Origin of the sequence: Lonepinella sp. MS14436 (assembly GCF_042470565.1) — a bacterium.
Classification (GTDB): Bacteria; Pseudomonadota; Gammaproteobacteria; order Enterobacterales; family Pasteurellaceae; genus Lonepinella.
The window spans coordinates 1-22,938 of the sequence record NZ_CP170385.1; the positions used below are offsets into that span (position 1 = coordinate 1).

Consider the following 22,938-nt stretch of genomic DNA (forward strand, 5'->3'; position numbering starts at 1 on the left):
ATGAACTTCGACGTGTCAACCCTATGGCAACAATGCCTTTTGCAATTACAAGATCAAATTTCTTCTAACGACTTTAATATGTGGTTGCGTCCGTTGCAAGCAGATGCTAACAACGATAATCTGATCACCTTATATGCCTCTAATCGGTTTATTAAAAATTGGGTAGAAAGTCATTATTTAGAAAAAATCATCTCTTTAGCCCAACAAGTTAGCCATAATCCAGATTTAGTGGTGAAATTACAAGAGGGGGTAAAACCTAGCCCTAAAGCCCCGATGAATACTGTTGAGATGACGGATAATAGTGCAGTGAAAAATCCTAGGATTTCAAATAATAAGACATTTGAAACCCACCTTGAATCATACTATACCTTTGAAAACTTTGTGGGAGGGAAATCAAATCAATTAGCCCGTTCTGCTGCCTTGAAAGTGGCGAAAAATCCTGGCGACAAATTAGCCAACCCTCTGTTTTTATACGGTAGTACAGGCTTAGGTAAAAGCCATTTATTACATGCGATTGGCAATGCCATTTTATCTGACAACCCTAAAGCTCGTATTATGTATGTTCGTTCTGAGCGTTATGTACAAGAAATGGTAAAAGCACTAAAAAGTGAAAAACTGGAAGAATTTAAGAAAAAATACCGCTCTTTAGATGTGTTACTCATTGATGACATTCAATTTTTTGCAGGAAAAAGCGGAACACAAGAAGAATTTTTCCATACCTTTAATTCCTTATTTGAGGGGGGACGACAAATTATTCTCACCTCCGATCGCTTACCTAAAGGTATTGAAAACTTTACTGAACGTTTAACATCGCGCTTTGGTGTGGGTTTAACCTTACAAATTCAACCCCCTGAATTAGAAACCCGTATTGCTATTTTGCTGAAAAAAGCGGAAGAAAAAAACTTAAACTTACCCGAAGATGTTGCCTATTTTATTGCAGAAAGACTGCGGAGCAATGTGCGTGATCTGGAAGGGGCATTAAACCGAGTACAAGCCTACGCTGAATTTACGGGCAAACCGATTACCAGAGATTTTGCCGAAGAAACCTTAAAAGATATTTTGGCATTACAAGAAAAATTAGTTACTATTGAGAATATTCAAAAAGTGGTGGCTGAATATTACCGTATTAAGGTCTCAGATTTAAAATCTAAAAATCGTTCTCGCTCCGTTGCTCGACCACGTCAATTAGCTATGGCATTAGCTAAAGAACTGACTAATCGTAGCTTACCTGAAATTGGTAAAAATTTTGGTGATCGTGATCATACCACGGTATTACATGCTTGCCGCAAGACTTTAGAACTACGTGAAACAGATAGTAATATTGAAGAAGATTGGGTAAATTTAAACCGCACTTTATCGGCTTAATAAAAGGGAAATCACTATGCAACTCATTATTTCAAGAGAAGATTTATTAAAACCATTACAACAAGTTTGCGGTGTGTTGAGCAATCGCCCTAATATTCCTGTATTAAACAATGTCTTATTACAAATAAAAGGTAATATCCTGACTATTACAGGTACTGATTTAGAAGTCGAACTTTCCGCACAAGCACCATTACAAAATAATGCGGAGGGTAACTTCACTATCCCTGCCAGAAAATTCTTAGAAATTTGTCGTAGTTTGCCTGAAACTGCTTCGATTACGATAGATTTTGAAGAAGATCGAGCTATTATCCGTTCTGGTCGCACCAAATTTAATTTAACCACTTTTCCTGCGGATGAATACCCAAATTTAACCAACTGGCAATCGGAAGTAGATTTTACTGTAACCCAAAATATTATACGTCGTTTAATTGATGCAACACAATTCTCCATGGCAAACAATGATGCTCGTTATGCGTTAAATGGAATGAAGTTAGAAACTGAAGGTAATTTATTACGCACGGTTTCTACAGATGGTCATCGTTTAGCGGTTTGCACTATTCCCCTTGAACAAGAATTACAAAATCATGCCGTTATCGTGCCTCGTAAAGGGGTATTGGAACTGGCAAGATTATTAGACTCAAGCAGTGAAGAACCTGCTCACTTACAAATCGGTACCAATAATTTACGTGTGCAATTAGGTTCGTTAGTATTTACTACCAAACTGATTGACGGACGTTTCCCTGATTATCGTCGTGTTTTACCACGTAATGCAGATCGTATTTTGGAGGGTGACTGGGAAGCCTTAAAACAATCTTTTGTGCGTGCCGCCATTCTTTCCACAGATCGGGTTCGTACCGTTCGTTTACAATTAAGTGAAAACCAACTTCGTATTTTAGCCACCAACCAAGAACACGAAGAAGTCGAAGAAATTTTAGACGTATCTTATCAAAGCGAAGAAATGGAAGTGGGCTTTAATGCCAGCTATATTTTAGATGTACTCAATGCGTTAAAATGTAAACGTGTACGTATGCGGTTAGTTGATGCCTCATCAAGCTGTTTAATTGAAGATTGTGAAGACGGCAGTGCAGAATATGTGATTATGCCTATGCGGTTATAAAAAATATTACTAATATAGACCGCACTTTATGGCAATCTCTCGCTTACTTATTGAAGACTTTCGTAATTTTACCGCCGTGGATCTTGAATTTGACCACGGCTTTAACTTTTTGATCGGCAATAATGGGAGCGGAAAAACCAATTTGCTAGAAAGCCTTTTCTACCTAAGCCATGGTCGATCCTTTAAAAGCAATGTGACCACCCGAATAATCCGCTACGAACAACCGCATTTTACTCTACACGGGCGAATTCAAGAACAGCAACATCAATGGTCAGTAGGGCTACAAAAGCAACGTAAAGACGGTAATACCATTGTCAAAATCAACGGCGAAGACGGTAATAAAATTTCCGATCTGGCTCATTTACTCCCCATGCAAATTATTACCCCTGAAGGTTTAACCCTACTCAATGGTGGTCCTAGCTATCGTCGTGCTTTTTTAGACTGGGGGTTATTTCATCATCAAGCAAGTTTTCATGCGATATGGTCTGCTCTCAATCGTTTACTTAAACAACGTAATGCCGCCTTACAGCAAACTTACGATTACAACGCCCTAAAAATTTGGGACATTGAACTTGCCAAACTTGCTCATCAAGTTACCCAATGGCGAAATAAGTACGCACAAGCTCTCAGTCCAACCATAGAACAAACTTGCCAATTATTTTTACCCGAACTAGAAATTCAACTGAGCTTTCATCAAGGTTGGGAAAAAGACAGTGATTATGCTGATGTGTTACGAGAAAATTTCCAACGGGATAAACAAATCGGCTATACGGTTTCTGGTCCGCAAAAAGCTGATTTTCGTTTTAAAGCTAATGGATTTCCAGTGGAAGATGTGCTTTCTCGTGGTCAACTAAAATTACTGATGTGTGCCTTGCGACTTGCTCAAGGCGAACATTTAATGCAACAAAAAAATCGCCACTGTATTTTTCTCATTGACGATTTTGCCTCAGAACTTGATGAGATCAAACGCTCCTTACTTGCCGAACGCTTGCAACAAAGCCAATCACAGGTATTCATTACAGCAATTACTCAAGATCAACTAGCTCAAATGTCAGTAGAAAAGCACCGCAGTTTTTCTGTGATAGAGGGAAATATCACATTATTAAATAAATAAACTGCGGTTATTTTGGACCAAATTTTAGGCACTATTCTTCCCTTTGCAAAATCTGTTGGATCTCAACCATGGTTTCCTGATCATGTTCCAACGAAATTTTAACCATTTCTTTATTTTGGAATTTATGTTTAAAACTTGGATCATAGACTTCTGCCATTAAGCGAGTACGGTGACGATCTCGCTGATAATAACAGTGACTAATTTCACCTGCTTTTTGTTCATCTATACCTAAATCTTCTAACGCATAACGACCCATTCGCACCGCAGAATCAAAGGTTTCACGTACTTGACGATCTGCTCCCATTTGATAGAGTTCATAAACGTGAAATAAATCATTTGCACGTGCTAAAATACGGATATTAGGATTCATTTTTCTGGCAAGTTCTACTACATGTGATGCTTTTTCTTTTTTGCCTGATGTAACAATCAGCATCTCGGCATTCTCAACGCCTGCATGATGTAAAATTTCAGGGCGTTCTGCATTGCCATAATAGGCTTTTATACCTAATTTTCGCATACCTGAAATAATTTCTTCATCACGATCAATCACCGTAACCGCATAGCCTGACATAGTCAGCATACTGTTGACCACTTGCCCTACTCGACCAAATCCCACCAAAATAATTGGGTGTTTTTCATCAATATGATCGTGTTCTCGTTCCACTTCTGTGCGAGCAAAATAGGGTTCAATATATTTCTTATGGATTATGATTAACAAAGGACTTAGTACCATAGATAACACCACAATAGCCACACCATTGGCTTGTTGTTGTGAAGTAATCACATGTTGATTTGCGGCAGCTGCAAACACCACAAAAGCAAATTCTCCCCCCAATGCCATAATAAAAGCACGCTCTAAAGCAACGGCATTACTACTACGACTCATTCGTGCTGCCAGATAAATCCCTAATCCGTTAGCAAACATTAAGGCAAATACACTGAATAAAATAAAGACAAAATTATGAAAGACTAACGACAAATCTAAAGACATGCCTACGCCTAAGAAAAAAAGCCCTAATAATAAACCACGAAATGGCTCAATATCCGCTTCTAGTTGATGACGAAAACTTGAATTTGATAATAATACGCCAGCAATAAAAGCTCCCATGGCAGCAGATAATCCACTAGCTTCCATTAATAAGGCTGCCCCTAAAACCACCAATAAAGCTGCTGCCGTCATCATTTCACGTAATTTAGTCCGTGCCAGAATACGGAATAACGGATTAAGCAACCAAAGTCCAGCTACCACCAGCATTACAATAGATCCACTACCTACCGCCAATTCCTGCCATAAAGGCTCAGGGGTTTTGGTATCAATTGGTGACAAAAACGCCACAACTGCCAATAATGGAACAATCAACAAATCTTCAAACAGCAAAATGGAAATCATTTTCTGCCCACTTTGACTACTCATTTGACCACGTTCAGCTAACACTTGCATAATAATGGCGGTGGAATTTAGCACAAAGCCAGCACCAATAACAAAGGCGGTCTGCCAAGAAAAGCCTAATAAATAAGCTCCCACTAACATTAATAACACACCACAGATAGTGACTTGCAATGCCCCTAAACCAAAGATCTGACGGCGTAATCCCCAAAGATGAGAGGGTTTCATTTCTAAGCCGATAATAAACAAGAACATCACCACGCCAAGTTCAGCCACGTGAATAATAGAATTCGGATCTTTAAACAGTTGTAAGCCAAAAGGTCCTATGGCAAGTCCTGCTGCCAGATAACCTAATACTGAACCTAATCCCAGACGTTTGAAAAGTGGTACGGCAACAATAGCTGCCCCTAATAAAATCACCACTTGAACTAATTGATTAGCACCTTCAACAGCTGCCATAATCTCCCCCCATGTAAATAAATTTACTAAACTATAGCAGTTTTAAGGCTAATTTAAAAATCGCTATATAAAATAAAAAAGTGCAGCTAAATTCACCGCACTTTCACTAAAAATTTCTTTATTTCTGACTACATACTGCAATGAAATTCAGTTTTTTATCAGGATCATTAAACACTTTAAACATTTTCTTAAAGGTTTCCCTATTTTCTGATTTCATTGCATTAGATACGATACGTAACGCCCCAAAAAAACCTTCATCGTGAATCATGCCTTTTGGTGATAACAAACTCATCTCACCATTAAAACTATCCACATTGCGGAATCCTGCTTGCTTAAATAACTCTTTCCAACCATCACGTGTCAGTGGTGTTACGGTAATATTAATGGCTTCACGTAATTGCTTAATCACGGGTTCAGCATCTTCTGTCGTTAACATCACATCATGAGTTAATAACAAACCATTCGGTTTTAGCACTCGAAAATATTCTTCAATCGCTTTTATCTTCGCCTGTATTGGCAACATAGTTAACATAGCTTCGTTAATCACAATATCAAAGGTATTATCTTCAAATGGTAATTTCATTGCATTGGCACGTTGCACATGAATTTTATCTTGTAAACCATTTGCTTCAATATTTTTCTTGGCTTTTTCTAATGCGGCTTCATCTAAATCTACCCCTTCAATATGACAACCAAATTGTTTAGCAAGACCAATAGCCGTGGTTCCCATATTACAAGCAACCTCAAGCACTTTCTTATTGGCATCAAAATCACCATTGGCAATTAACCAATCAGTCGCTTTTTTACCACCAGGGCGTAAACGAGTTTTACCTAAACGAGCTAAAAAATTATGTCCGACTTCATCTTTTTTCATTTGCTTGCTCCTCAAATTAAAATACTTGAGTAAATATATCAGATTTTATACGATTATTCATAAAAAAATACGGTGAATTTTCACCGCACTTTCGTTATTCTCTCGTTCCATACACCACTATGGTTTTACCATGAGCAGTTATCAGATGTTCATCTTCTAGCATCTTCAAAATTCGCCCAACGGTTTCTCTTGAACAGCCCACCATTTGACCAATTTCTTGGCGAGTAATCTTAATCTGCATCCCCTCTGGGTGCGTCATTGCATCTGGCATTTTGGCAAGATTCAATAAGGTTTGTGCGATACGACCTGTCACATCTAAGAAAGCTAAATTTTTTACTTGCTGGGATGTGGTTCTTAAGCGTTTAGCTAATTGTCCAGCTAAAATCATTAATACATCAGGATTGACTTGCACTAACTGACGAAATTTTTTATAAGAAATTTCTGCCACTTCACAAGTAGTTTTAGCTCGAATCCACGCCGAACGCACGTCATTTTCATTAAATAAACCCGCCTCGCCAAAGAAATCGCCAGACCCCAAATAGGTCAATAGCATTTCTTTGCCATCTTCATCTTTGGTCGATACAGATGCAGCTCCTTTAATTAAATAATATAAAGTTTCCGCCTTTTCACCTGCATGAATAATAGTCGTTTTCATAGAATATTTATGAATGTGGCAATGGGAAACAAACCACTCTAATGTGGGATCCATAGTATGAGCGGGTTTCTTTTCTTGATGAGCTTCAACTTGTTGTACTTGTTCTGGCATAAATAACCTCTTTGTCCTAATCAACCATAGGCTTTGCTATCTCCCCTAACTTACTTTGAGATAAACAAACCTATCGCAGAAAATCCGTTTTATTCTTAATATCAATGGTTTCATGTAATTCTGACCAAACAATAACAACTTTTTCTTGCCGAATTTGATCAAGTAAATTTTGTGTTTTCTGACTTAAAGATAATTCTTTAACACCATAATCTGTGCCTTCTCGCAAAATAAAACTCTCCACAAGATTAATCAAGGTATCTTCTTCAAGCTCTTGCCAAGGAATAATCATCGTTATCCTCTATGCAAATAAGGGTTCAATAAGTTGCCATTGCTGGTCAAAACTTTGATTAACTGTTCGGCGAAAATTCGTTCGTACATAACGCATAAATTGCCCCTCACAAAAAGTAACGAGATAACTTGCAATAGTTCGTTCATCTGTGGCAAAGGTTTTGCCCTCGCGTAATTTCCGCATCTGTAAAATATTCACAAATTGTAATTCTAGCCGATCAAAGAATTGAGCTACACGAGTTTGTAATTGTGTATCTTCAAACATTAACGCATGACCCGTCAGAATTCTTGTCATACCTGGGTTTTTACGAGCAAAATCCAAAATCATCTGCAAAATATCATGCACTCGATTTTGCGTGTTAGTTTCCATTTTCGTTGATTGTGAAATACGAATAAATAAATTCTGTTCAATATTTTCAATCAAGGCTTCAAACATTTTGGTTTTGCTAGGGAAATAACGATACAAAGCAGCTTCCGACACCCCCACAGCTTCGGCTAAACGTGCCGTAGTCATACGCTCCATGCCACGTTCGGAATGAAGCATACTTGCCAACACGGCTAACACTTGCTGACGGCGTTCTTTAACACTACGCTTTTCTATTTTGGGTACAGATTTTTCCACCATAGCAGGCTCAATATCTGCAATTTCCAACTGTTCTACCATTATTTATTTACTCGCATTATTGTTTTCCTGAATGTCCAAAACCACCCTCACCACGGTCTGTTTGAGTAAATTCTTCCACAATATTAAATTCCGCTTGTAGCACTGGCACAAAAACTAATTGTGCAATACGATCGCCCACTTCAATTTTAAATGGTTTATCGCCACGATTCCACACAGATACCATCAACGGTCCTTGATAATCACTGTCGATCAAGCCAACTAAATTGCCAAGTACAATGCCATTTTTATGCCCTAAACCTGAACGTGGTAGAATCACGGCTGCCAAATTTGGATCCGCAATATAAATAGATAACCCTGTCGGAATTAATTTGCTTTCCCCAGGTTGAATTTCAAAACTTTGTTCTATCAATGCTCGCAAATCTAAGCCTGCTGAACCTGTGGTCGCATAAGTGGGTAACGGAAATTCGTTGCCAATACGGCTGTCTAAAATTTTTACATCAATTTTTTTTGTATTTTTTTGCATAGTATTTCTCGACGATTTTATTCACTAATTGTTGAGCTAATTGTTGTTTGCTGGTTTCAGGTAACTGTTCTGAGCCATTTTGCCAAAACAATTTTAACGCATTTTGATCTGCCCCGAAAACCTGTCCATTCGATACATCATTAGCACAAATCATATCCAATTTCTTACGTAACAATTTATCTTGTGCATACTGCTCTACTCGTTGCGTTTCAGCCGCAAATCCCACCGTAAATGGGCGATTTTCGGTTAAATGACCCACATCGGATACAATATCTGGATTTTTCACTAAAGTAAGTTGCATTTCATTACTGGATTTTTTGATTTTTTGTTCAGCAATGTCAGCCACTCGATAATCCGCTACTGCCGCACAAGCAATAAATATGTGATTTTTCACCGCACTTTCAAGTGCAACTTGCCACATTTGTTGAGCGGAAAGCACATTAATTCGATTAACCTTGCTAGGTGTTGCTAAATTAACTGGTCCACTAATTAAGGTGACATTCGCTCCACGTTGAGCAAACGCATTCGCAATAGCAAAACCCATTTTACCCGAGCTGTGATTACTAATATAACGTACTGGATCAATGGCTTCTTGAGTAGGACCAGCGGTAATTGCAATATTTAAACCAACTAAATCCTGCGAAATAGAAAAGTGTTGTTCAACGGCGGTAAAAATTTCTTGCGGCTCTGACATTCGCCCAGCACCCACATCACCACACGCCTGTTCTCCACTATTCGGTCCAATAAATAATATACCACGTTGTTGTAATGACAGAATATTCTGCTGTGTCACCGTTTGACGGTACATTTGTTGATTCATTGCAGGAGCTAACAAAATCGGGGCTGATGTAGCTAAACACAGGGTTGAAAGCAGATCATTCGCCATACCTACGCTTAAACGGGCAATAAAATCCGCACTGGCTGGAGCAATCACCACAAGGTCTGCCCACTTGGCTAATTCAATATGCCCCATGGCTAATTCGGCTTGCGGATCAAGCAAAGATTGAGCCACGGGATTGCCAGAAATAGCTTGCAAGGTTAAAGGTGTGACAAATTCCGCACCCGCTGGAGTTAATACGGTTCTCACTTCAGCACCCACTTTGCGTAATAAACGAATAAATTCAATAGTTTTATAGGCTGCAATGCCACCTGTTATCCCCACTACAATTCGTTTATGTTGCAAATTTGTCATTGTTAGTCCTTTCTCACATCTATTGCCACCCATTTTACTTCAATTTGGCGGAAGAAAACATAGGATTTTTTGATCTGTATTCCAAAATCAGCATAAATTTCTCGCCAAACTCATTAAATTATCACAAAGTGCGGTGTGATTTTTTATAATTTAGAGTAAAACCATGTCAACTTCACCCTTAATGCCACGAGAAAAATTACTCAACTTAGGCGCTTCCGCTTTAACCGATGATGAATTATTAGCCATATTCCTACGTACTGGCATTAAAGGCTGCCCAGTAATGCAGCTATCTGCTGCGGTTATCCAACATTTTGGTTCATTACGAGGTTTAATTTCTGCTACACAAAAACAATTTTGTGCCTTTAAAGGTATAGGGATTACTCAGTTTATCCAACTGCAAGCCTGTACCGAAATGACCAAACGCTATTTATTAGAAGAAATAAAATTTTCTCATATCTTCAACCAATCGGAAACTGTACGGCTATATTTGCAGGCGGAAATGGAACATTATGAGCGAGAAGTGTTTTTAGTGTTATTTTTAGATAATCAACACCGTTTAATTAAACAAGAAGATATGTTTCTAGGTTCCGTCAATTCAGCTAGTGTTCACCCTAGAGAAATCATCAAAACTGCCTTATATTGCAATGCTGTTGCATTAATTTTAGCCCACAACCACCCATCAGGTCTTGCCAATCCTAGCGAGTCAGATAAGCTAATCACAAAAAAAATTAAGCAAGCGGCGGAATTAATGGATATTCGTGTTTTAGATCATTTTATTATTGGAAAGGGTTGTTATTTCTCTTTTGCGGAAAATGCCTGTTTATAAGATCTCAAATAAGGATCATTTTGCAGATTGAAAGCAAAATCTCCTGCATTTTTCACAGAAAACGTATTTTTTCCTTGAGAAAGTCGAATTATGTGAGTATAATTCACAGCCTTTAATATAGTAAGCGGGTCGGCTACAGCGACCTGACGAGGTGGCTATCAAGGCTTTCCTTGAAATTGTATCCGAACCGTAAGCTCGAGCTTATATTTAATTATTGGAGTTTATTATGTCAAGAGTCTGTCAAGTAACAGGCAAGCGTCCAGCTGTTGGTAACAACCGCTCACACGCATTGAATGCGACTCGTCGTCGTTTTCTACCTAACTTACACACTCACCGTTTTTGGGTTGAGAGTGAAAACCGTTTCGTAACTTTACGCTTAACAGCGAAAGGTATGCGTATTATTGATAAAAAAGGCATTGATGCAGTATTAGCTGAAATCCGTGCTCGTGGCGAGAAAATCTAAGGAGCTAAAAGATGGCAGCTAAAGGTGCTCGTGAGAAAATTAAATTAGTTTCTACTGCTGAAACTGGTCATTTCTACACAACAACTAAAAACAAACGTAATATGCCTGAAAAAATGGAAATCAAAAAATTTGATCCAGTAGTGCGTAAACACGTTGTTTATAAAGAAGCTAAAATCAAATAATTTGATTTTAAACAGAATGAAAGACCCGACTTGCTCGGGTTTTTTTGTAGGTAAATTTTAAGGAATACACTATGCCCGAATTACCCGAAGTGGAAACCGCTAAAAATGGTATTGCTCCTTACCTGACTGGTTTTACTATTGAAAAAATTATTGTTCGCCAAGCTAAATTACGCTGGCAAGTTTCGCCTGAGCTAAGTCAACTTTCGCAAGTAAAAATCACCGCACTTTCACGCCGTGCTAAATACCTGATTATTCATACGGAAAAAGGCTACATTATCGGGCATTTGGGGATGTCGGGATCGGTGCGTATTGTTGAAAAAAATGATCCTGTGGAAAAACACGATCATCTGGATATTGTGATGAACAACGGAAAAATTATGCGATACAACGATCCTCGTCGTTTTGGGGCATGGCTTTGGACGGATAATTTAGATGATTTTCATCTCTTTATGAAACTTGGACCTGAACCGCTTTCGGAGCAATTTACCGCAGACTATCTGTTTAAAAAATCTCGTAAAAAACACACCGCACTTAAAGTCTTCTTAATGGATAATGCTTTCGTGGTCGGCGTTGGCAATATTTATGCTAACGAAGTGCTATTTCAATGTGGACTTCACCCACAAAAATTAACGGGTACGATCACTAAAAAACAAGCAGAATTACTCGTCTCCACCATTAAAAAAGAGCTACAACGTGCGATAGAACAAGGCGGCACCACCTTACAAGACTTTTTACAACCTGATGGCAAACCAGGTTATTTTGCTCAAGAACTACAAATCTACGGCAAAAAAGATCAAGCCTGTGTAAAGTGCGGTACAAAAATTGAAAGTTTAGTGATTGGTCAGCGGAACAGTTTCTTTTGTCCAAAGTGTCAGAAAAAATAGTTGATTGTTATTCCCCCCATTTTTGATTAAAATACCCCTAGTTTTTGAAGTTATATAGGACAGGTTATGGCGAATTGGAACGGCAAATACATCAGCCCTTATGCCGAACACGGTAAAAAGAGCGAGCAAGTCAAAAAAATCACAGTATCCATTCCAATTAAAGTATTGGAAATTTTAACCAACGAACGTACGCGTCGCCAAATTAAAAACCTACGTCATGCCACTAACAGCGAATTGCTGTGCGAAGCCTTTTTACACGCATTCACGGGACAGCCTTTGCCAACTGACGAAGATTTACTCAAAGATCGCAATAATGAAATTCCTGAAAATGCCAAGGATATTATGCGTGAATTGGGGATTGATCCTGATGAGTGGGAATATTAGCACCGAAAATCAACCCCAAGGCTGGGGTTAATTTATTTTTATCATGCTACACCATATTTCTCACGATATTCTCGCATCGCTGGTAAATACTGCGAATATTGGCTATCATTTTCAATAAACTGCATTAAATCGTCTAAATCTACAATCGACAACACATCACATTGATAATCCCGTTCCACTTCCTGAATTGCTGACAATTCACCTTTGCCTTTTTCTTTGCGATTTAACGCAATGACCACCGCACTTAGGCTTGCACCGTTGGCTGCAATAATATCCATAGCTTCACGAATTGCCGTACCTGCGGTAATGACGTCATCTACCAATAATACTTTGCCTTGTAACGGTGAACCGATTAGATTTCCGCCCTCACCGTGATCTTTAGCTTCTTTGCGGTTAAAGCAAACGGGTTTATCTAAACCAAATTGATTAAACAACGCCACCGAAACCGTTGTGCCAATGGGAATCCCTTTATAAGCAGGTCCAAAAATCACATCATAAGCCAAGCCACTGGCTTGAATAGCTTGTGCATAAAATTCGCCTAAACGGGCTAAATCGGCTCCCGTGTTAAATAAGCCAGCATTGAAAAAATACGGGCTTTTTCTGCCTGATTTTAACGTAAATTCGCCAAAACGTAACACATTGCGACTTAAGGCAAATTGGATAAATTGTTGTTTGTAATCTTGCATATTTTTCACCGCACTTTTATTGATTTAACGCTTCTCGCTGTGCCACAAAAATTTGCTCACAACCCTGTTTGGCTAAATCTAACAAATTCAATAATTCTTGATGAGAAAAGGGTTCACCCTCTGCGGTGCCTTGCACTTCGATCATTCGCCCGTCTTCCATCATGACGACATTCATATCGGTTTCGGCGTTGGAATCTTCTACATATTCCAAATCACACACGGCTTCACCATTCACAATGCCGACTGAAATCGCTGATACTAACCCTTTGATTGGACTGGCTTTTAAGGTGCCATTTGCGACTAAACCGTTGACCGCATCAATTAACGCTACGCAAGCTCCAGTAATTGAAGCCGTGCGAGTGCCACCGTCCGCTTGAATAACATCACAATCAAGTGTAATAGAACGTTCGCCTAGGGCTTCAAGATCGATCATGGCACGTAAAGAACGAGCAATTAGGCGTTGAATTTCCATGGTACGACCACCCTGTTTGCCTTTCGCTGCTTCACGTTGCATACGGCTATGGGTGGAACGTGGCAACATGCCGTATTCCGCCGTTACCCAACCTTGCCCTTGTCCTTTTAAAAAGCGTGGTACGGATTCATCGACACTGGCGGTACAAATCACTTTGGTTGCACCAAATTCCACCAGCACCGAACCTTCGGCGTGTTTAGTGTAATGACGGGTAATTTTAATTGGACGGGGGGCGTTATTGGCACGGTTATCTGGACGCATTTTTATTCCTTATTTTGACAAATTTGCGGTTATTTTAGCACGCAAAATGACAGAAACGAAATTTAACAGTACAATAAGAGCAGTAAATAGATATAACAAGTTAAAGGATAAAAATATGATTTACAGCATGACCGCTTTCGCCCGCTTTGAAATTAAAAAGGACTGGGGTGATGCCGTGTGGGAAATCCGCTCGGTAAATCAACGTTATTTGGAAAATTTCTTCCGTTTACCTGAACAATTTCGGGGCTTAGAAAACAGTTTACGTGAAAAACTTCGCCAAAATCTGACCCGTGGTAAAATTGAATGTAACTTACGCATTGACACGAAAAAACAAACCGCTACCAGCCTAAATTTAAATCAGGAACTCACTGAGCAAGTGATTCAATCTCTAAAATGGATTAAAGCTCAAGCTGGTGAGGGAGAGATTAATTTAACCGACATATTACGTTACCCAGGAGTAGTCGAAACACCAGAACAAGATTTAGATGTGATTAGCCAAGATCTGTTGACTGGGTTTGATCAACTGCTGGCTGAATTTATTGTTATGCGTGGGCGTGAGGGGGATAAATTAAAAGATGTCATTGAGCAACGCTTACAAGCTATCAAGATAGAGGCGGATAAAGTGCGGTTAAAAATGCCCGAGATTTTGCAATGGCAACGGGATCGCTTACAACAACGTTTTGATGAAATTCAACTGCAAGCCGACCCTACTCGCCTAGAGCAAGAAATGGTGTTGTTAGCACAACGTATTGATGTAGCAGAAGAATTGGATCGCTTGCAAATGCACGTTAAGGAAACAGCATCTATCCTGAAAAAAGGGGGAGCGGTAGGGCGTAAACTGGATTTTATGATGCAGGAACTCAACCGTGAATCCAATACGCTGGCATCAAAATCCATTAATGCGGAAATCACCGCTTCCGCCGTAGAGCTTAAAGTGTTGATTGAGCAAATGCGTGAGCAAATTCAGAATTTGGAGTAAGTATGAGCATCATTTCTCTTGAACAATATCGCTTAATTGAAATTGCAGGAATAGACGCAGAAAAATATCTGCAAGGGCAACTCACCTGTGATGTCACAAAATTAGCCCTTGGCGATCATACGATTACTGCCCATTGTGATCCTAAAGGCAAAATGACTTCCATTTTTCGTTTAATTCGTATAGAAAGCGATCAGTTTTATGTGATGATTCATCATTCTCTGTTACCGACAGGATTAGATCAGTTAAAAAAATATGCGGTATTTTCCAAAGTCAGCTTTACCGAGCTTAATGCTCAACTTGTTGGTCTAATTGACGAAGATAGTGAATTTTCGGCTCAAGTTTGCGTCAAATTTACTAACCGCTGTATTTTAATCAACCCCGAAAGTGCGGTGCAATTTAATGCAGATTTTACATTATGGGATTTAGCCGATATTCAACAAGGCTACCCGATTTTAACTGATAAAACCCAAGGGGAATTTATTCCACAAGCCTTGAATTTGCAAACCTTAGAACAGGCAATTTCATTCCAGAAAGGCTGTTATATCGGACAAGAAACGGTGGCACGAGCCAAATATCGGGGGGCAAATAAGCGAGCGATGTTTGTGTTTAAAGCCGACACCGATTTAACGCCCGACATTGGCGGTGAAATTGAAATGCGGTTGGAAAGTGGCTGGCGAGCTACTGGCACGATTATTAGTGCGGTGAATTTTGAAGGAATTCTATGGTTACAAGTTGTGTTAAACCAAGATACTCACCAAGAACTGCTATTTAGATTACCTAATTCAGAAGTTAGTCTGAAATTACTCAATTCAGCCCATTAAATTTAATTATATTTATTGCAAAATATCCCCTTATCTTAGCCTCATTAAAGGGGATATTTTGTCTATCTTGAACCCAATACAAGCTATATAAGATATAGTATCTCTTTATTTTTTATAAAATTTTCCTTTATCTTCCAATAAGATGAGGTATGACCACTCCATATTATTGGAATAATACTCATTTCATGATAAACTTTCGCCGAATACTAATTATTAGGGGTCAACATCATGGGATAGATGGTGACTAATTGGATTTTATGAACAAAAATTTATATAAAAAATATTGGGTAATGACTGCTTTAAGTGTATTACCTACCCTTGCTATGGCTGGAGAAATTGATGTAAAAAGGGAAGAAATTGTTATTTTCTCTCGTCTAGGCGAAGATCAGCTCAGTACAGCGATTGAGCAAATGAAAACACTATATCTTCAAACCAAAGATAAACTAGTGCGAGATGACTTAATTGCTTTATTAATGAAAAAAAATCGTTTTAGCGAGGTTGTATCAGTATGCTCAAATTGTAAATTGAGAGATTTCACTGAAAATGAGCTAGAAAATATCGCTAAAGCAGCTCGTAATATTAAGAAATATCAATATTCTCTTGCCTTATACGAGGAACTAAACCACCGTTTTAGTAAAAATTCTAATGGTCTGTTAGGATGTACATTAGTTTCCATTGATATGGGCGATTTTAATATGGCCCGACGTTATTTGACTAACTATCAAAAACGTTTTGGTAAAGATCGTGGATACATTGATGCCTCTACTTATTTGAATGACCGTACTGAAGGGGATATGGCAAAATTAGGACGTTTACAAAACGAACTAGCTTTGCACCCAGAAAACAAAGAAATCGCACTCCAATTATATCGTTTAGCGGCAAAATATAAGATTGATGTAGTAAGAGAACGAATTATCCAGAATTATCCTACTCTACTGAAAGATAAGGATTTATTATGGCAAGAGTATGAGCATACCATTAATTTTGTTCAAGTTTCTAACTCTGATCCTGTATTACAAGAACAAGCCTATGCTAAATTATTGAATCTATCTAAAAAACTAGATAAAAATTCCCCGTTATATAAATCTGTTTTACAAGATCGTTTTGTTCTTGCCACCAAATTGAATAAAAATAAAGACGCAAAACAACTTTATTTAACCTTACAACAGCAATACGGTGATAATGAATTACCTAACTATGTGAAAGAAAGTTATGCTGATTATCTTTTAGCTTCGGGTTCTCCCTTTAAAGCACTAACTATTTATAAAGAAATTGAAAAACAGCAAATTACTAAAAATCACAAAGCAACACCTGAATTATTATTAAAACTATTCCGAGCCTCTAGTGATGCAGGTTATTTTGAACAAGCACAAACTTATTTAGATAGCATTAAAGCAACGCCGTATATCTTGGATTTTACCCAGAAACAACGTATTGCTAATCCATTGGCTGATGCAATCTATTATTCACAAATTAATTTAAATACTTGGCGTGGTAAATCATCTGAAGCTCTTGCTTTATTAAATGAAAGACTAGCAGGCAAAAAAATGGATCCATGGGTAATGCTTGCCCGCAGTGAATTTGAGCGTTTTCATAATAATAATGATGATGCTCTCTATTGGGCAAATAAAGCTCAAGCATTTCTATTTACAGAAAACCATTTAGCCGTGCAAGCGATGAGAACTCATATTGCCCTTGATAATGGTGATTATACTCAAGCCAGTAACATTATCAACCAGTTCACAGAACAACAAAGAAACTCACAAAAAAGTTTAATTGAACGCTATGAACTTGCCCGTAAAGCTCGTTTAGTTGGTTCTTTAGGACTTTCTCATCAAACCTCAAAAAATGCAGAGGGTTTATCAAGTATTGGTAATGAATTTAACCAAGAATATTATCTTTATTCACCTAAAACTGAAGATGGGCATAGTATTTACTTGCATTATATTAATACCAAATCACCAGATATAAGATTTAAGAATAAACTTAGACTAGAGCGATTAGGGACAGGTCTAGATCTTAATTTTTATCCATTTAATTTAAATCTTGAAGTAGGGAGATATTTAAATTTAAACGATAAAATTTTTGAACAATACCAACTAAAAAATAAAGTTTATCTGCAAACAAAGGCTAATTACAGATTAAACCAACGCTGGCAATTTAATCTTAATGCGTCTAAAAATGGAAGCAATACGCCTGTTAAAGCCATTTATCAAAATATTGACACAAAAAATATTGGACTTGGCATGGTTTATACTTACGCTGATTTATTTTCATTAGGTGCTAATTTCGGTTTAATGAAATTTGATGATGGTAATAAACGTAAAAATGCAAGTTTTTTGGCGAAAGTTCAAACGTTTGTGCATGATCTTTGGAATATCTCAAATTCATTACGCTTTGATTATATGAGAAATAGTAAAAATAATGAAAATATTTGGTATTACAACCCTCTTAATAGCCGTTCTTTAGAAACAGGAATAGATGTGAGCTATAACCAACCATTAAATTATGGTTTATCATTAAATCACCACGTTAATGCGACACTCGGACATCACTGGCAATCTGGCATTATTAATGCCTCTATTCCGTCTAATAAATCAAGCGAAAAAATATGGTCTATAAGTTATGGACATAATTGGCGTATAGATAAAAAAATAGAAATTTCTTATGAAGTGGGGCGTAAACGAAATATTTATGACGGAGAAGCTGAATACAATAATTTTGCGAATCTAGGTTTCTCAATTATTTTTTAATTTTAGGTTAGGATTTTATGAAAAATATTTATTTCTTTGGAATAATGCTATTAACAGCACTATTCTCAGTAACTGGTTATGCTAAGAATAATGAATATGGCGTATTGGCTTATCATTCTGTTGTTGATGAAACAAATAAGGCAGGTACTAACTATTACTATCCACAAACGATTTCAGTACAACACCTAATTCAACATTTTAATTGGTTAAAAGAAAATAACTACCATGTAGTCAGTTGGCAACAAATAATTGATGCCGAAAAGGGTTCTACTACTTTACCAGATAAAGCAGTGTTACTCTCTTTTGATGATGGATACGAAACAATGTATAGTGTTATCTTTCCTTTATTGAAAGCCTATCACTATCCTGCTGTTTTCGCCCCAGTAGCGAGCTGGATAAATGCCCCTAAAAATGCCCAAATTCCATATAGCAATACTACTTTGCCTCGTTCAACAATGACAACTTGGGAACACATCAAAGAAATGTATCAAAGTGGGTTAGTTGAAATTGCCTCTCATAGCTATAATCAGCATTATGGTCACCCTGCTAATCCTGCTGGAAGTCAATTACCTGCAATTATTGCAGCAAAATATGAAAATGGTAAATATGAAACTAAAGACCAATATATACAACGAATTGAAAAAGATTTTAAAGAATCCGCCAAAGATATAAAACGAGCTATCGGAAAATCTCCACAGATTATGGTATGGCCTTATGGGAATTTTACCACAGCGGCTATGATAGCAGCTAGTAAAGCTGGTATGTCATATTCTTTTTCTTTAGACGATGACAACTTAAATAAAGTTGGTGAACATAATATAGGACGCTTATTATTAGAGCAAGAAACAAGTTTTGATGCGATAACAGAATATTTAACTACTGGTTCTAAAGATTCCTTAATCATTCGAGCTACTCATGTAAAACTAGATGATATATACAACCCAAATTTACAACTATTGAATAAGAATATTGATTCTATAATTGAGAAAATACATCGTTCTGGAACTAATATTGTCTATTTACAAGCGTATTCTGATGAAAATCAAGATAATATCGCTGATGCTCTTTATTTTCCTAATGCCTATTTACCCGTAAAGGCAGACTTATTCTCACGTATTGCATGGTCATTATTTACTCGTGCAGGCGTAAAAGTTTATGCTGAAATGCCGATTATGGCATTTAATCTTCCTCAGGCTAATAATAAACTTGAAGCAATTAAATCCATCTATAATGATTTATCCTATTATGCAAAGTTCAGTGGCGTTTTATTTAATGATCAAACATTAGCATCGGAACACCCAGCAGAGATAATAAAGCTCACCAATATACTAAAAAAAGAATTAGAAACCTATGCGATGATTCCTGATGGTCCTCTAAATTCAGCTTATAATTTAAATATAGATTTAAAAAATCATAATAAGCTAGAAAATAACTTAGAACAGCTATCTGCAAATTATGGTCAAATACTTCTTTCTGTCAATCCTGATTCAGAAGATATAAATGCAAATGATGTTAAAACAGAATTAACAAAATTAATTAGCTATACTAACAATAACAAACAGATTCTATTTGATTTTTCCTCTTCAAATAATAAAAGCAAAGGGAAATTCAAAGAACCAGAAATCATTAGCTGGATTAAATTACTAGAAAAACATGGTATTTATAGTTTTGGCTATAAAACTGATGATTTTAGTAAAGGCTATCCTAGTTTATAAAAAAGGATCGGGAAATTTAACATGTTTACTAATATTATTGAATTTCTAAATACTTTTGTATTTATTTATCCTGCATTAATGGCTGTTTATTGGAGTATTGCTGGATTATATTATTTTCTTATGCGAGAAAATAAATTTGGATATCCCAAATTTTACCAAAGGAATAAAAATGATGTTCCTTTAGTGAGCATAATGATCCCTTGTTATAATGAGGGGGCTAATCTTAATGAATCAATACCACATTTATTAAATCTAACCTATCCAAACTATGAGCTTATTTTTATTAATGACGGAAGTAAGGATGATACAGGTGAAATTATTGATCAATGGGCAGCTAAACATCCAGAAATCATTGCATTACATCAAAAAAACTCTGGTAAAGCGAGTGCATTAAATCATGGATTAACCATTGCAAAAGGGAAGTATGTAGCATGTATTGATGGTGATGCCATTCTTGATTATAAAGCTATTGATTATATGGTTCATATACTGGAATCAGATTTAAGTTATGGAGCCATAACTGGTAATCCTCGAGTCCGTAATCGCAGTACAATATTAGGACGCTTACAAGTTTCTGAATTCAGTGCAATTATTGGCTTAATTAAACGAGCACAAGGTCTGATGGGAACAATTTTTACTGTTTCTGGAGTATGTTGTTTATTCCGTAAAGACTTAATGATTCGGATCGGTGGTTGGAGTACTAATATGATTACCGAAGATATTGATATTAGTTGGAAAATTCAAACAGCAGGATACAATATTGCGTATGAACCTCGAGCATTATGCTGGGTTTTAATGCCAGAACGTCTAAAAGGCTTATTCAGACAAAGATTACGTTGGGCTCAAGGTGGTGCAGAAACTATTATTAAGTATTTCCCTCAAGTTTGGAGATTAAAAAATCGTCGTTTATGGCCAATGTACATTGAATATTTTATTACTGCGATTTGGGCTGTTGTTTTAGCTGTTTTTGCAATAACAGATATTGTAACCAACCTACTTAATATAACTTTGGTAAATAATTCATTGTTTCATAATGGTATATCTATCATGTTTTTTTCATTCTTCTTACAGTGTGTGGTTAGTTTATATATTGATAGTCGTTATGAAAAAGGATTATTACTGTACGCCTTATCTACAATATGGTATCCATACATATACTGGTTCTTAAATACAATCACTTTATTAATTGGGATTCCTAAAGCTATTTTTAGAAATAAATCTAAATTAGCCGTTTGGATAAGCCCAGATAGGGGGGTCTAAATGTTTGATAGATACTTACAATCCTTAATGGTAATTAATAAAAGTAAAAGATTAGAATGGAAATCAAAACTAAAAAGTAAAATATTATCTCTTGTTACTTGGTTTTTGTGGGGGTATTTAATTTACTTTATAATTAACCATTATAACTCAATTTTTTTCGGTCCTATTTTCGATTCCTTTTATTTCCATGAAATTATTGGTATCATGCTATTCGTTGCTTTTATATTTATAATTATTGCTATAATATGGTCATATATAACAGTAAGAAGAAAACGAAGAAAATAATTTATTCGGGATTAACATTGTGTTACTTAGTCATAAACTTAGAAATTCGTTCAATTTATTGCAGATATTCTTTTTATTTGCAATAAATCTCCCCATGTCGAGTATTTTCGCTCAAACCAATGAAATAATCATACCATCTAAAAAGGAAAGTGGATTAGTATTAGATATTTCTCGGCATTTTTACCCTGTAGATAGCATAAAAAAATTTATTGATATTTTACATCAATCAAAAGCAACATTCTTACACCTTCATTTTTCAGACGATCAGAATTATGCTATTGAAAGCAATATATTAGGACAAACAACAGAAACTGCGGTTAAAAAAGATGGTGTTTTTATTAACCCTATAACCAATAAACCATTTCTAACATACTCTCAATTAGATGACTTAATTCACTATGCCAAAGATAAAGGCATTGAATTAGTACCAGAACTTGATAGTCCAGGTCACATGCAAGCTATTTTGACGTTACTTGAACACAAAAATGGCAAAGATTATACCCAATCACTAAAATCAAAACATGCGAATAATGAAATTGATATTACTAACCCAGAAAGTATTCATTTTATTAAATCACTGATAACAGAAGTTTGCTGGATCTTTGGAGATAGTAGTCATCATTTCCATATTGGAGGTGATGAATTTGGCTATGATGATGAAGATAGCCATGAATTTATCACCTATGTTAATAACCTTTCCTCTTTCCTAACAGAAAAAGGTTTAATAACACGCTTATGGAATGATGGTTTGATCAAAAAGGATTTACCCGCTCTCAATCATAGCGTTCAAATAACTTATTGGAGCTATGACGGTGATACACAAGATGTAAATGATGCCAGATATCGTCGCGAAATCAGAGCGAGTATGCCAGATTTAATTAATAATGGCTTTCAGGTTTTAAATTATAATTCCTATTATTTATATTTTGTACCTAATCACAAAGCAAACCTAGTAGAAAATAGTCAATTTGCAACACAGGATATTAAACAGAACTGGAAATTAGGTATTTGGGATGGAAAGAATACGCAAAATTCTATTCAAGATTCTCGCCTTATTTTGGGAGCGGCTGTCAGTGTTTGGGGTGAAGATATTGGATCTACCAAAACAGAACACATTCAAGAAGCCACCTCTCCATTAATTAAAGCTATGAAAGATAAGCTCTCTAAAGAAACGCAAAATTATTGAGTAAGAAAGCATTAACTTAAGGCATAGCGTAAACTAACTGCGGTGAAAAATACCATACATTTTGACCGCAG

Annotated in this window: 23 protein-coding genes; 14 read left to right on the top strand and 9 right to left on the bottom strand. The window is 36.7% G+C overall.

All coding sequences use genetic code 11. The features are described from left to right. From dnaA to recF, 3 genes are read left to right on the top strand one after another with little or no spacing between them, the layout of a single operon-like run. Positions 1-1,365: a chromosomal replication initiator protein DnaA gene (dnaA, locus tag O1Q81_RS00005; RefSeq protein WP_386687788.1), complete on the top strand. Its 1,365-nt coding sequence runs from the start codon at positions 1-3 to the stop codon at positions 1,363-1,365. A 16-nt stretch (positions 1,366-1,381) separates the two neighbouring features. Next, a complete protein-coding gene (gene dnaN / locus O1Q81_RS00010; RefSeq protein WP_386697599.1) occupies positions 1,382-2,482 on the top strand; it encodes a DNA polymerase III subunit beta in 1,101 nt (366 codons plus the stop codon). A gap of 28 nt (positions 2,483-2,510) precedes the next feature. Then, on the top strand, positions 2,511-3,596 hold the full coding sequence (gene recF, locus O1Q81_RS00015; protein WP_386697602.1) for a DNA replication/repair protein RecF: 1,086 nt from the start codon (positions 2,511-2,513) through the stop codon (positions 3,594-3,596). Between the two features lie 31 nt (positions 3,597-3,627). Here the strand turns inward: recF and O1Q81_RS00020 are convergent, their stop codons facing one another. From O1Q81_RS00020 to coaBC, 7 genes are all read right to left on the bottom strand, one after another. Further along, complete coding sequence (locus O1Q81_RS00020; protein WP_386694944.1) at positions 3,628-5,442, bottom strand: monovalent cation:proton antiporter-2 (CPA2) family protein; 1,815 nt, start codon at positions 5,440-5,442, stop codon at positions 3,628-3,630. 118 nt (positions 5,443-5,560) lie between these two features. Continuing rightward, the gene (locus O1Q81_RS00025) at positions 5,561-6,316 is read right to left on the bottom strand and encodes a methyltransferase domain-containing protein (protein ID WP_386687796.1); all 756 of its coding nucleotides are present in this window, start codon (positions 6,314-6,316) and stop codon (positions 5,561-5,563) included. A 94-nt stretch (positions 6,317-6,410) separates the two neighbouring features. After that, positions 6,411-7,082, bottom strand: coding sequence for a cAMP-activated global transcriptional regulator CRP (crp, locus tag O1Q81_RS00030; RefSeq protein ID WP_386687798.1), 672 nt, complete (start codon positions 7,080-7,082; stop codon positions 6,411-6,413). A gap of 70 nt (positions 7,083-7,152) precedes the next feature. Next, positions 7,153-7,371 carry a YheU family protein gene (locus O1Q81_RS00035; protein ID WP_386697605.1) on the bottom strand — a complete coding sequence of 73 codons (219 nt, stop codon included), beginning with the start codon at positions 7,369-7,371 and terminating at the stop codon, positions 7,153-7,155. A gap of 9 nt (positions 7,372-7,380) precedes the next feature. After that, positions 7,381-8,037 (bottom strand): nucleoid occlusion factor SlmA, encoded by a 657-nt coding sequence (gene slmA, locus O1Q81_RS00040; protein WP_386690302.1) that lies wholly within the window; start codon positions 8,035-8,037, stop codon positions 7,381-7,383. A 13-nt stretch (positions 8,038-8,050) separates the two neighbouring features. Beyond that, a complete protein-coding gene (gene dut / locus O1Q81_RS00045) occupies positions 8,051-8,518 on the bottom strand; it encodes a dUTP diphosphatase (protein WP_386687802.1) in 468 nt (155 codons plus the stop codon). Next, the gene (gene coaBC / locus O1Q81_RS00050; protein ID WP_386697608.1) at positions 8,493-9,710 is read right to left on the bottom strand and encodes a bifunctional phosphopantothenoylcysteine decarboxylase/phosphopantothenate--cysteine ligase CoaBC; all 1,218 of its coding nucleotides are present in this window, start codon (positions 9,708-9,710) and stop codon (positions 8,493-8,495) included. The genes dut and coaBC overlap by 26 nt, the downstream gene beginning before the upstream one ends. A gap of 163 nt (positions 9,711-9,873) precedes the next feature. On the opposite strand from coaBC, the gene radC reads away from it, so the two are divergent. The 5 genes from radC (at position 9,874) to metJ (ending at position 12,449) form a co-directional block, all read left to right on the top strand. Further along, positions 9,874-10,536 carry a DNA repair protein RadC gene (radC, locus tag O1Q81_RS00055; protein ID WP_386697611.1) on the top strand — a complete coding sequence of 221 codons (663 nt, stop codon included), beginning with the start codon at positions 9,874-9,876 and terminating at the stop codon, positions 10,534-10,536. Positions 10,537-10,762: 226 nt separating this feature from the next. Then, complete coding sequence (gene rpmB, locus O1Q81_RS00060) at positions 10,763-10,999, top strand: 50S ribosomal protein L28 (protein ID WP_005599762.1); 237 nt, start codon at positions 10,763-10,765, stop codon at positions 10,997-10,999. A gap of 11 nt (positions 11,000-11,010) precedes the next feature. After that, on the top strand, positions 11,011-11,181 hold the full coding sequence (gene rpmG, locus O1Q81_RS00065; protein WP_077464092.1) for a 50S ribosomal protein L33: 171 nt from the start codon (positions 11,011-11,013) through the stop codon (positions 11,179-11,181). 71 nt (positions 11,182-11,252) lie between these two features. Continuing rightward, positions 11,253-12,065 carry a bifunctional DNA-formamidopyrimidine glycosylase/DNA-(apurinic or apyrimidinic site) lyase gene (gene mutM / locus O1Q81_RS00070; RefSeq protein ID WP_386697614.1) on the top strand — a complete coding sequence of 271 codons (813 nt, stop codon included), beginning with the start codon at positions 11,253-11,255 and terminating at the stop codon, positions 12,063-12,065. 66 nt (positions 12,066-12,131) lie between these two features. After that, entirely contained in the window at positions 12,132-12,449 is a 318-nt protein-coding gene (gene metJ / locus O1Q81_RS00075; RefSeq protein ID WP_132300148.1) for a met regulon transcriptional regulator MetJ, read from the top strand. A gap of 41 nt (positions 12,450-12,490) precedes the next feature. Here the strand turns inward: metJ and pyrE are convergent, their stop codons facing one another. Both pyrE and rph read right to left on the bottom strand, forming a co-directional pair. Continuing rightward, on the bottom strand, positions 12,491-13,135 hold the full coding sequence (gene pyrE / locus O1Q81_RS00080; protein ID WP_386692338.1) for an orotate phosphoribosyltransferase: 645 nt from the start codon (positions 13,133-13,135) through the stop codon (positions 12,491-12,493). Between the two features lie 16 nt (positions 13,136-13,151). Next, positions 13,152-13,868, bottom strand: a complete 717-nt coding sequence (gene rph / locus O1Q81_RS00085; protein ID WP_386697616.1) for a ribonuclease PH — start codon at positions 13,866-13,868, stop codon at positions 13,152-13,154. Positions 13,869-13,983: 115 nt separating this feature from the next. Between rph and O1Q81_RS00090 the strand changes: the two genes are divergently transcribed. The 6 genes from O1Q81_RS00090 to O1Q81_RS00115 all read left to right on the top strand — a co-directional run bounded on the left by O1Q81_RS00090 (position 13,984) and on the right by O1Q81_RS00115 (position 22,867). Continuing rightward, positions 13,984-14,847 carry a YicC/YloC family endoribonuclease gene (locus tag O1Q81_RS00090; RefSeq protein ID WP_386697619.1) on the top strand — a complete coding sequence of 288 codons (864 nt, stop codon included), beginning with the start codon at positions 13,984-13,986 and terminating at the stop codon, positions 14,845-14,847. 2 nt (positions 14,848-14,849) lie between these two features. Then, positions 14,850-15,668 carry a YgfZ/GcvT domain-containing protein gene (locus O1Q81_RS00095; RefSeq protein WP_386697622.1) on the top strand — a complete coding sequence of 273 codons (819 nt, stop codon included), beginning with the start codon at positions 14,850-14,852 and terminating at the stop codon, positions 15,666-15,668. Between the two features lie 257 nt (positions 15,669-15,925). Continuing rightward, positions 15,926-18,421: a poly-beta-1,6 N-acetyl-D-glucosamine export porin PgaA gene (gene pgaA / locus O1Q81_RS00100; protein WP_386697625.1), complete on the top strand. Its 2,496-nt coding sequence runs from the start codon at positions 15,926-15,928 to the stop codon at positions 18,419-18,421. A 17-nt stretch (positions 18,422-18,438) separates the two neighbouring features. Beyond that, complete coding sequence (gene pgaB / locus O1Q81_RS00105; protein ID WP_386697628.1) at positions 18,439-20,136, top strand: poly-beta-1,6-N-acetyl-D-glucosamine N-deacetylase PgaB; 1,698 nt, start codon at positions 18,439-18,441, stop codon at positions 20,134-20,136. A 21-nt stretch (positions 20,137-20,157) separates the two neighbouring features. Beyond that, positions 20,158-21,396 carry a poly-beta-1,6-N-acetyl-D-glucosamine synthase gene (gene pgaC / locus O1Q81_RS00110; protein WP_386697631.1) on the top strand — a complete coding sequence of 413 codons (1,239 nt, stop codon included), beginning with the start codon at positions 20,158-20,160 and terminating at the stop codon, positions 21,394-21,396. A gap of 379 nt (positions 21,397-21,775) precedes the next feature. Then, positions 21,776-22,867 carry a family 20 glycosylhydrolase gene (locus O1Q81_RS00115; RefSeq protein WP_386697633.1) on the top strand — a complete coding sequence of 364 codons (1,092 nt, stop codon included), beginning with the start codon at positions 21,776-21,778 and terminating at the stop codon, positions 22,865-22,867. Positions 22,868-22,938: the final 71 nt, after the last annotated feature.